This is a genomic window from Actinoplanes siamensis, assembly GCF_016862395.1.
GTDB lineage: Bacteria > Actinomycetota > Actinomycetes > Mycobacteriales > Micromonosporaceae > Actinoplanes > Actinoplanes siamensis.
In genome coordinates this window covers 1-10,762 of the sequence record NZ_BOMW01000108.1, presented here as the reverse complement: position 1 = coordinate 10,762, position 10,762 = coordinate 1, and the positions used below count along the sequence as shown (strand labels likewise).

8 protein-coding genes are annotated in these 10,762 nt (G+C 70.1%); 7 read left to right on the top strand and 1 reads right to left on the bottom strand.

All coding sequences use genetic code 11. From position 1 onward, the window contains the following. Together Asi03nite_RS36850 and Asi03nite_RS36845 are read left to right on the top strand one after the other, a co-directional pair. Nucleotides 1-526: RICIN domain-containing protein (locus tag Asi03nite_RS36850; RefSeq protein WP_203685152.1), on the top strand; the 526-nt coding region annotated here is incomplete at its 5' end. A gap of 111 nt (nt 527-637) precedes the next feature. Beyond that, on the top strand, nt 638-1,870 hold the full coding sequence (locus Asi03nite_RS36845) for a sensor domain-containing phosphodiesterase (RefSeq protein WP_203685151.1): 1,233 nt from the start codon (nt 638-640) through the stop codon (nt 1,868-1,870). Between the two features lie 25 nt (nt 1,871-1,895). Here Asi03nite_RS36845 and Asi03nite_RS36840 read toward each other — a convergent pair whose 3' ends face one another. Continuing rightward, a complete protein-coding gene (locus tag Asi03nite_RS36840; RefSeq protein ID WP_203685150.1) occupies nt 1,896-3,185 on the bottom strand; it encodes a CE1 family esterase in 1,290 nt (429 codons plus the stop codon). Between the two features lie 454 nt (nt 3,186-3,639). On the opposite strand from Asi03nite_RS36840, the gene Asi03nite_RS36835 reads away from it, so the two are divergent. The 5 genes from Asi03nite_RS36835 to Asi03nite_RS36815 form a co-directional block, all read left to right on the top strand. Beyond that, nucleotides 3,640-4,731 (top strand): RICIN domain-containing protein, encoded by a 1,092-nt coding sequence (locus Asi03nite_RS36835; RefSeq protein ID WP_239103202.1) that lies wholly within the window; start codon nt 3,640-3,642, stop codon nt 4,729-4,731. Beyond that, nucleotides 4,731-6,353 carry a glycoside hydrolase family 27 protein gene (locus tag Asi03nite_RS36830; RefSeq protein WP_373872220.1) on the top strand — a complete coding sequence of 541 codons (1,623 nt, stop codon included), beginning with the start codon at nt 4,731-4,733 and terminating at the stop codon, nt 6,351-6,353. The genes Asi03nite_RS36835 and Asi03nite_RS36830 overlap by 1 nt, the downstream gene beginning before the upstream one ends. Further along, nucleotides 6,353-7,732 carry a glycoside hydrolase family 43 protein gene (locus tag Asi03nite_RS36825; protein ID WP_203685148.1) on the top strand — a complete coding sequence of 460 codons (1,380 nt, stop codon included), beginning with the start codon at nt 6,353-6,355 and terminating at the stop codon, nt 7,730-7,732. The genes Asi03nite_RS36830 and Asi03nite_RS36825 overlap by 1 nt, the downstream gene beginning before the upstream one ends. Further along, nucleotides 7,729-9,771: a family 43 glycosylhydrolase gene (locus Asi03nite_RS36820; RefSeq protein WP_239103201.1), complete on the top strand. Its 2,043-nt coding sequence runs from the start codon at nt 7,729-7,731 to the stop codon at nt 9,769-9,771. Before Asi03nite_RS36825 ends, Asi03nite_RS36820 begins: the two co-directional genes overlap by 4 nt. 30 nt (nt 9,772-9,801) lie before the next feature. Further along, a partial coding sequence (locus tag Asi03nite_RS36815; protein ID WP_203685147.1) for a non-reducing end alpha-L-arabinofuranosidase family hydrolase occupies nt 9,802-10,762 on the top strand: 961 nt, incomplete at its 3' end.

Genomic DNA, 10,762 nt, shown 5'->3' with positions numbered 1-10,762 from the left:
CCCCCTGCTGTTCGACGGCGGCGGCAACAAGAAGGCCGCGTACACCTCGGTCCTCAACGCCCTCAACGCCGCCGGCCCGGGCACGTCCTCGCCGACCCCGAGCGGCGGCACCGGCTCCCCGTCGCCCTCGCCGTCGGTCACGCCGGGAACGGGCAGCCGGATCGTCGGCGCCCAGTCCGGCCGGTGCCTCGACGTGACGAACGCGTCGCAGAACAACGGCACCCGGGTCCAGCTGTACGACTGCAACGGCCAGGACAACCAGACCTGGACGCTCACCTCGAGCAAGCAGCTGACCGTGTACGGCGGCAGCCGGTGCCTGGACGCCGCCGGGTCCGGCAACGGCGCGGCCGTGCAGATCTACAGCTGCAACGGGCAGGCCAACCAGCAGTGGAACGTGAACAGCAACGGCACCATCAGCGGTGTCCAGTCCGGGCGCTGCCTGGACGTCTGGGGCACCGGCAACGGCCAGCAGGTGCAGATCTACGACTGCAACGGGCAGGCCAACCAGCGGTTCAGCCTGAACTGACCGGGCCGCCCCGGCCGAGCGCGATCGCCGCGCCGGCCGGGGCTCCGCTGCGCGTGGGCCGATGCCGCTCAGGCGGTGGTGGGACGTGCCGATAGGGCTGACGTGAGGGCGATGTCGGCCCGGGCCGGCCTCGACGACCTGCTGCGCGACGGTGGAGTCCACTGCGTCTACCAGCCGTTCGTCGATCTGGATTCGGGCGCCGTGATGGCGCATGAGGCGCTGCTGCGAGGGCCCGCGGGGACGCGGTGGGCGTCCCCCTTGGCGCTGCTGGAGGCCGCCCGCACGGCGGGCCGGCTCGCCGATCTGGAGCGGGCGTCCCTGCGCGCGTCGTTGTCCGACGCGGCGGAGTGCTCCGGCGGCCGGGCGGTGACGTTGTTCGTCAACCTGGAGCCGGGCACGCTGACCCAGCACCTCGACGTCGTGCTCGACGCTCTCCACGAACGCGCCGGCCACGTCCAGGTGGTCGTCGAGATCACCGAGCGGGCCCTGGCGGCCGACCTCGCCGGCGTGCTGGCCGGCGCCGAGCGCCTCCGCGCAGCCGGTTGCGCCATCGCCCTGGACGACGTCGGGGTGGAGCCGGAGTCCCTGGCGTTCATCCCGCTGCTGCGTCCCGAGGTGGTCAAACTCGACCTGGGCCTGCTGCGCACCGTCAAGGATCCGGCCACGGTGACCGTGGCCGGCGCGGTTCGCGCCTATGCCGAGCAGGCCGGCGCCGAGGTCGTGGCCGAGGGCATCGAGACGCCGGAGGATCTGACCCGGGCCCTGGTGCTGGGCGCGACCCTGGGTCAGGGGTGGCTGTGGGGCCGGGGCGAGCGCGGGTTCTCGCCGGCCACGTTCCGCCCGGAGCGGTTCGCCGCCCGGGCGATCGGGGCGGCGCGGCAGGCGACGCCGTACCGGCTGCTCGGACCGCACCGGCGGATCCGGCATGCGCCCAAGCACCTGCTGATCCCGCTGTCGAAGACGCTGGAGCTGATGGCCCTGCAGTCCGCGGTCCCGCCGGTCCTGCTGGCCGCGTTCGAGCACGCGCGGTTCTTCCGACCGTCGACGGTGCGGGACTTCACGAAACTGGCCAGGCGTCTGCCGTTCGTCGGGGCTCTGGGCGTGGACATGCCGGCCAGCCCGGCGCCGGGTGTGCGCGGGGCCCCGCTGTCCGTGCTGGATCCGCTGGCCAGCGAGTGGACCGTGGTGGTTCTCGGCGCGCACGTCTGCGGCGCGTTGATCGCCCGCGACCTGGGCGACACCGGTCCGGACGGCGACCGGCGGTTCGAGTTCGTGGTCAGTTACGACCGGGAGCTGGTCACCAGCGCCGCGCACTCCCTGGCCGGGCGCCTCTCGCCGGGCTGAGGGAGTCCGCGGCGGCATCGGTGGATCAGAGGAGGGCGCAGGTCAGCGCCGGGGTGGCGGTCGCGCTCCCGGACGCGATCAGCCCGAAGGTGGCCCCGGCGCCGGGGGCCACCGACCCGTTGTAGGCCGCGTTGGTGACCGTGGCGGTGCCGCCGGTGACGGTCAGCGAGCCGTTCCAGACCTGGCTGATCGTCTGTCCGGAGGGCAGCGTCCAGCTCACCCGCCATCCCGTGGCGGCCGCCGATCCGGTGTTCGACACGGTGACGTCCGCCTGGAAGCCGCCCTGCCAGCTGTTCACCACGCGGTACGCGGTGGCGCAGGCGCCGGGCGTCGTGGACGGCGAGGTGGACGGCGACGCTGACGGTGAGGTGGACGGCGACGCCGACGGTGAGGTGGAGGGTGGCGTGGTGCTGGGCAGCTGCGAGAAGAAGTTCCAGATCTCGGTGCCGGTCCAGGTACGGGCGCCGCTCGTGGTGGTCGATCCGTCCACCGGTTCCGGGGTGTGGTCGCCGTCGAAGGCGGCCCAGCGCACCGGATAGCCCGCCCGGCAACCCGCGTAGGAGGTCACGAGGTGCGTCAGGCTGCCCCGGGCCGGTTCGGGCGGGTTCTGTGCCGTGCACCCGTTGTTCCGTACGAACGTGTCCCGGATCCCGCGTCCCAGCGAGATGTCCAGCACACTGTCGTGGGTGCCGTGGATGCCCAGGTAGGCGACCGGCTGGGTGCCGCCGGCGCAGCCACTGAGATTGGCTCCGGAGAGCACGGCGACGGCACGGAAGACGGCCGGGCGGGCACACGCGACGGCATAGCTCATCGCGCCGCCGTAACTCCAGCCGAGCGCGAACAGTTGCGAGGTGTCGACGCAGAGGTCACCCTCGATCAGGGCGGTCAGGTCGTCGACCAGGGTCAGGTCCCGGCCCCCGGTGTTGGCCCAGCCGTTGTCGATGCCCTGGGGCGCGACCAGGATCGCGCTGTTGTCCGAAAGCCGCTGCTGGCCGTAGTACGCCCAGGTGGCGCCGGCGGAGCCACCTGTCGCGACGTCACCGGCGGTGCCGTTCAGCCAGTGGAATGCGAAGATCAGTTTGTACGGGCGGTTGCGGTCGTAGCCGTCCGGGATCCGCAGGATGTAGCTGCGGTTCTGGCCGCCGCTGCGGATGGTGCGGCTGCCGCTGGACAACGTCGGCGTCTTGCCGCATCCGGCGGTCCCCGCCGCGGCCGAGGCCTGCGGCGTGGCGCCGAGAATGCCGGTGACCATCGCGGTGACCAGCACCAGTGCGGAAAGAGCCGCGGTCAGGTGGACGCGACCTGGTAGGGACATCAGAAGCTCTTTTCTCCGGCGGGGGACGGGAGCGCTCCCATAAACATCCGCCAATGTTTCAGCGTATTTCCGAGGACTGCAAGGTCCGACCATCGCACCCGAGTCGGCATAACAATTTATTCGTGTAGGGAAAGTGTTATGTGGCCGGCTCCCGCGGAGTCGTATCATCAATTTTTCGGATGGCGCATCGGTTCACGCGGCTTTCCGATCGATGCGTCACCAGCAAGGACCGCCGGAAGAGCCAGATCGGGTGACCCTGTTCGGAGATCGTCCGGCGAACCGACCACAAAGAGCCTCTTGAATGTCCGGAAACATCCTGGCAATCTTCGGACTCAAGTTGTTAGCGCTCCCATCCCGGGTCGGCGTCCCTCTTCGGTCTCGCGTGATCAGCGGGCCGACCGGTGTGAGCGATAACAGCACCCCCTGTTCCAGCCCATCCCCGAGGAGCATCGTCATGCCCAGAAGAAGACGGTGGTTCCGCGCGGCGGTCCTCGCCGCCGCGATGGCCGCCGCCGGTGTCGTCGTCCAGCCCGGCGCCGCCGCCGCGGAATCCAACGGCGGCACCCGCGTGATGCCGCTGGGCGACTCCATCACCGAGGGGACGCAGGTACCCGACGGCTACCGGATCGGCCTGTGGCAGCGGGCGGCGACCGCCGGATACCGGGTCGACCTCGTCGGGTCGCAGTTCAACGGGCCGGCCGCGCTCGGCGACCACGACCACGAAGGCCACCCCGGATGGCGGATCGATCAAATCGACGCCAACGTCGGCGGCTGGCTGCGCGGCACCACCCCGCGCACGGTGCTGCTGCACATCGGCACCAACGACGTGCTGCAGAACTACAACCTGGCGGGCGCGCCGGGCCGGCTGTCCACCCTGATCGACCACATCACCGCCGCCGCGCCCGCGGCAGACGTCTTCGTGGCGACCATCATCCCGCTGGCCAACGCCGGCCAGGAAGCCGCCGCGCGGACCTTCAACGCGGCACTGCCCGGCATCGTCGGGAGCAAGGGCCAGCGGGTCCACCTCGTCGACATGCACGCCGCGCTGACCACCGCCGACCTGATCGACGGCGTCCACCCGACCGCCGGCGGCTACGACAAGATGGCCGCCACCTGGTACGCGGCGCTGCGCTCGGTCCCGGGATCCCTCGGCGACCCGGCCACCGGCACCGGTCAGGCGCTGGTCGGCGCGGCTTCCGGGCGCTGCCTGGACGTCCCGGGTGGCAGCGCCGCCAACGGCACCCAGCCGATCATCTGGGACTGCACCGGCGCCGCGAACCAGCTGTGGGCCTACGACGGCCAGACCGTGCAGTCACTGGGCAAGTGCCTCGACTCACCGACCGGCGCGACTGCGGGCAGCAAGGCCCAACTGTGGGACTGCACCGGCGCCGCGAACCAGCGGTGGACGTTCTCGTCCGGCGGCACGATCCGCAACGCGCAGTCGGGCCTGTGCCTGGACGTCAGCGGCGGCGCCACCGCCAACGGCGCCGCCACCATCCTCTGGACCTGCACCAACGCTGCCAACCAGCTCTGGACGAGGCGATGATGAAGAAGCTCACCACCCTGCTCGCCACGGGCCTGCTGCTGCTCGCCGGCGCCGCGGCGATCCTCCCCGGCTCCGCCGCCCAGGCGCTGGACAACGGCGTGGCCCGCACCCCGCCGATGGGCTGGAACACCTGGAACACCTTCGGCTGCAACATCAGCGAGACCCTGATCCGGCAGATGGCCGACGCGATGGTCAGCAGCGGCATGCGCGACGCCGGCTACCAGTACGTCGTCGTCGACGACTGCTGGTTCAACCCGAACCGCGACAGCGCCGGCAACCTGCAGGGCGACCCGACCCGGTTCCCCAGCGGCATGAAGGCGCTCGGCGACTACCTGCACGGCAGGGGCCTGAAGTTCGGCATCTACCAGGGCCCGCTGGACAAGACCTGCGCCCAGTACTTCAACAGTTATCCCGGCGCCACCGGCAGCCTGGGCCACGAGGCACAGGACGCCCGGCAGTTCGCCGCCTGGGGCGTGGACTACCTCAAGTACGACTGGTGCTCACCGACCGGAACGATCAACGACCAGGTCACCACGTTCGCCAAGATGCGCGACGCGCTCGCCGCGACCGGCCGGCCGATCGTCTACAGCATCAACCCGAACAGCGTGCACGCCAAGACGGGACCGCAGCGCAACTGGGGCGACGTCGCCAACCTGTGGCGCACCACCGAGGACATCACCCTGGCCTGGGACACCGGGCAGACCAACGGCTACCCGATGGGCATCAAGAACATCGTCGACGTCACCGTGCCGCTGGCCGGTTACGCCAAGCCGGGGCAGTTCAACGACCCGGACATGATGGAGGTCGGCCGCGGCACCCTGACCGACACCGAGCAGCGCAGCCACTTCGCGCTCTGGTCGATGATGGCGTCACCGCTGATCGCCGGCAACGACCTGCGCTCGATGAGCGCCGCCACCCAGACCATCCTGAAGAACCCCCGCCTCATCGCGATCAACCAGGACACCCTCGGCCTGCAGGCGAACCAGGTCTCGTACGACGGCACGCGCCGGGTCCTGGCCAAGCGGCTGGCCAACGGTGACGTCGCGGTCGCCCTGTTCAACCAGGGCGGTTCCACCACGACCGTCGCCACCACGGCCGCGGCCATCGGCAAGTCCGGCACCTCGTTCACCCTGCAGGACGCCTGGAGCGGCGCCACCACCAGCAGCACCGGCGGGATCAGCGCGAGCGTTCCCGGCCACGGCACCGTGGTGTACCGGGTCAGCGGCGGGACCAGCACACCGGCGACCACGACGACCATCGTCAGCGCTTCGTCCGGACGATGCCTGGACGTGCCCGACGGCGCCACGGCGAACGGGACCCAACCGGTCGTCTGGGACTGCAACGGCGGCGCCAACCAGCAGTGGACCAGCACCGGGCAGACCCTCCAGGCGCTCGGCAAGTGCCTCGACGCGCCGCTCGGGGCCACCGCCGGCGCGAAGGTCCAGCTCTGGGACTGCAACGGCGGGACCAACCAGCAGTGGACTGTCAACACCGACGGCACCATCCGGGGCGCCGCCTCCGGCCTGTGCCTGGACGTCGATCACAACCTCACCGCGAACGGCACGCCGGTCCTGCTCTGGACCTGCACCGCCGCCGCCAACCAGCGATGGAGTCGTGTCTGATGCGCAGCAGACCCTTCCTCAGCATGCTCTGCACGGCAGCCATGGTGCTGCTGGCAGCCGCGGTCCCGACCGCCGCGCACGCCGACAACCCGATCGTGCAGACCGTCTACACCGCCGACCCGGCGCCGCTGGTCTACAACGGCCGCGTCTACCTCTACACCGGCCACGACGAGGACAACTCCACCTACTTCACGATGAAGGAGTGGCGGCTGTACTCGTCGGCCGACATGGTGAACTGGACCGACCACGGCTCGCCGATGAGCGTGGCCACCTTCAGCTGGGCGAAGTCGGACGCCTGGGCCGGGCAGGTGGTCAATCGCAACGGCAAATTCTACTGGTACGTGCCGGTCACCAACCGCTCCACCGGGCGCATGGCGATCGGTGTGGGGGTGGCGTCCAGCCCGACCGGCCCGTTCACCGACGCGCTCGGGCACCCGCTCGTGGAGAACGGCGAGATCGACCCGACGGTCTTCATCGACGACAACGGTCAGGCCTACCTCTACTGGGGCAACCCGAACCTCTGGTACGTGCGGCTGAACAGCGACATGATCAGCTACTCCGGCGGCGTGAACCAGATCCCGCTGACCACTGCGGGATTCGGCACCCGCACCGGCAACGCGTCGCGCCCGACCCTGTACGAGGAGGGTCCCTGGGTCTACAAGCGCAACGGGATCTACTACAACGTCTTCGCCGCCAAGTGCTGCTCGGAGTTCATCGGTTACTCCACCGCGCCGGGCCCGACCGGCCCGTGGACCTACCGTGGCACCGTGATGCCCACCCAGGGCAGCAGCTTCACCAACCACCCGGGAGTCATCGACTTCAACGGCAACTCGTACTTCTTCTACCACAACGGGGCGCTGCCCGGCGGCGGCGGTTACACCCGCTCGGTGGCCGTGGAGAAGTTCAGCTACAACGCCGACGGCACGATCCCGCAGGTCACCATGACCACCTCCGGCGCGCCGCAGAACGGGACGCTCAACCCGTACGTCCGGCAGGAGGCCGAGACCATCGCCTGGAGCTCGGGCGTGGAGACCGAGCCCTCCACCGAGGGCGGCATGAACGTCGGCTACCTGGAGAACGGCGACTACATCAAGGTGAAAGGCGTCGCGTTCGGATCCGGCGCCACCTCGTTCTCGGCGCGGGTCGCCTCCGGGACCAGCGGCGGCCGGCTGGAACTGCGCCTCGGCGGGCCCACCGGCACACTGGTCGGCACCTGCACGGTCGCGGGCACCGGCGGCTGGCAGACCTGGACCACGGTGACCTGCCCGGTCAGCGGGGCCACCGGCACCCAGGACCTCTACCTGCGGTTCACCGGGGGCAGCGGCTACCTGTTCAACGTCAACTGGTGGCAGTTCGCCGGGGCGGGGAGCGTGCGATGAACGTCCGGTACGCGGTCCGCGCGCTGGCCGCCACCCTCACCGCGATCCTCGCCGCGGCCTTCGTCGTCGCCAGCGGCACCCCGGCGTCGGCCGCCACGATCGACACGAACGCCTGGTACGTGCTGGTCAACCGCAACAGCGGCAAGGCGCTCGACGTGTACAACCAGGCCACCACCGACGGGGCCCGGATCACCCAGTGGACGCGCAACGACCAGGCGCAGCAGCAGTGGCAGTTCGTCGACTCCGGCGGCGGCTACTACCGGTTGCGGTCGAAGAACTCCGGCAAGGTCCTGGACGTCGCCAACAAGTCCACCGCCGACGGCGGCGCGCTCGTGCAGTGGACCGACAACGGCGGGACCAACCAGCAGTTCAGCGTCCAGGACGTCGACGGGTACATCCAGCTGATCAACCGGAACAGCGGCAAGGCCGTCGAGGTGCAGAACGCCGCCACCACCGACGGGGCGGACATCGTGCAGTACGCCGACTGGAACGGCACCAACCAGCAGTGGCAGCTCGTGCCGGTCGGCACCGGCGGCACCCCGTCCACCGGCACCTTCACCAACCCGGTGGTGTGGCAGGACTTCGCCGACGGCGACATCATCCGGGTCGGCGACGCGTACTACTACTCGGCCTCGACCATGCACTACTCGCCGGGAGCCCCGATCCTGCGCTCCTACGACCTGGTGAACTGGGAATACGCCGGCCACTCGGTGCCGCGGCTGGACTTCGACTCGTCCGCCTACGACCTGTCCGGCGGCCGCGCGTACGTCAAGGGCATCTGGGCGTCGGCGTTCAACTACCGGCCGAGCAACAGCACCTACTACTGGCTGGGCTGCACCGAGTTCAACCGCACCTACGTCTACACCGCGTCCGCGGTCGACGGCGCCTGGTCGAAGAAGGCCCGGATCAACAACTGCTACTACGACGCCGGGCTGCTGTTCGACAACGACACCCCGTACGTGGCGTACGGCAACGGCACGATCAGCGTCGCCCAGCTCTCCGCCGACCTCACCTCGCAGGTGCGGGCGCAGACCGTTTACACCACCCCGTCGAGCATCGGCACCCTCGAGGGCAGCCGGATGTACAAGCGCGGCAACTACTACTACATCTGGCTGACCCGCCCGGCCAACGGCCAGTACGTGCTGCGCTCGACCAGCCCGTGGGGCCCGTACGAGCAGAGGCAGGTCCTTCTCGATCTTCCCGGGCCGATCTCCGGGGGAGGCGTGCCCCATCAGGGCGGGCTGGTGCAGACCCAGAACGGCGACTGGTGGTACATGGCCTTCACCGACGCCTACCCCGGCGGGCGGATGCCCACACTGGCGCCGATCACCTGGAGCAACGACTGGCCGGTGCTGACCACTGTCAACGGCCGGTGGGGCGCGACGTACCCGCGGCCGAACATCGCCACCACCCGCACGGTGCAGCCGATGACCGGCCCGGACACCTTCACCGGCAGCACGCTCGGCCCGCGCTGGGAGTGGAACCACAACCCGGACACCAGCCGGTTCAGCGTCGGCAACGGCCTGCGGCTGTCCACCGCGACGGTGACGAACGACCTGTACAACGCCCGGAACACGCTCACCCACCGGATCCAGGGACCGTCCTCGACGGCCACCATCGAACTGGACTACTCGCAGATGGCCAACGGCGACCGGGCCGGGCTGGCGATGCTGCGCGACTCCTCCGCGTGGATCGGCATCCGCAAGGACAACGGCGCCACCCGGGTGTCGATGACCAACGGGCTGACCATGAATTCCAGCTGGGCCACCACCGGCACCGGCACGGAGGCGGCCGGAGCGGGCGTCAGCGGCGGGCGGATCTGGCTCCGGGTCAGCGCCGACATCCGGCCCGGCTCGGGTCGTACCGCCACCTTCTCCTACAGCACCAACGGCAGCACCTTCACCACGCTGGGGCCGGCGTTCACGCTCAACAACGCCTGGCAGTTCTTCATGGGTTACCGCTTCGGCATCTTCGACTACGCCACCCAGGCGCTCGGCGGCGCGGTCACGGTCAACCGCTTCGATCTGACCACCCCCTAGGCATTCGCCGAACCCCCTCCAGGAGAAGTCATGACCAGATCCAGACCGGTCACCGCCGCCCTGGCGTCGGCCGCCCTCACCCTGCTGGCCTCGACAGCTGTCGCCCTGGCGCGGCCGGCGGACGCCGCGGCCGCCGGCTGCTCGGTGAGCTACGCCGTGTCGTCGCAGTGGCAGGACGGGTTCGGCGCCTCGGTGTCCATCACCAACCTCGGCGATCCGTTGGCGAGCTGGACGCTGACCTGGTCGTACGGCGCCGGCCAGACGGTCACGCAGGCGTGGAACGCGACAGTGACGCAGAGCGGCGCGGCGGTGACCGCGAGGAACGTGAGCTACAACGGGGCCATCCCGACGGGCGGCTCGGTGTCGTTCGGCTTCAACGGGTCGTGGACCGGCAGCAACCCCGTCCCGTCCGGCTTCGCGCTGAACGGCGTGAACTGCACCGGCACGACCACCCCGTCCTCACCGTCGGCTCCGCCGTCATCGTCGGCTTCGCCGTCGCCGTCGTCACCCTCGCCCTCGCCCTCGACGCCGGGCGGCACGTGCGCGCTCCCGTCGAACTACCGCTGGACGTCCACCGGCTCACTGGCCAACCCCAGGTCGGGGTGGGTCTCGCTGAAGGACTTCACCAACGTGGTCTACAACGGCAAGCACCTGGTGTACGCGTCGAACGTCTCCGGCTCGTCCTACGGCTCGATGAACTTCGGCCTGTTCGACGACTGGTCCGGCATGGCCTCGGCGGCGCAGAACGGGATGAGCCAGGCGGCCGTGGCGCCCACCCTGTTCTACTTCGCCCCGAAGAACATCTGGGTGCTCGCCTACCAGTGGGGCGCGTGGCCGTTCATCTACCGCACGTCCAGCGACCCGACGAACCCCAACGGCTGGTCGTCGCCGCAGCCGCTGTTCACCGGCAGCGTCTCCGGCTCGGGCACCGGCCCGATCGACCAGACGCTGATCGCCGACGGGCAGAACATGTACCTGTTCTTCGCCGGGG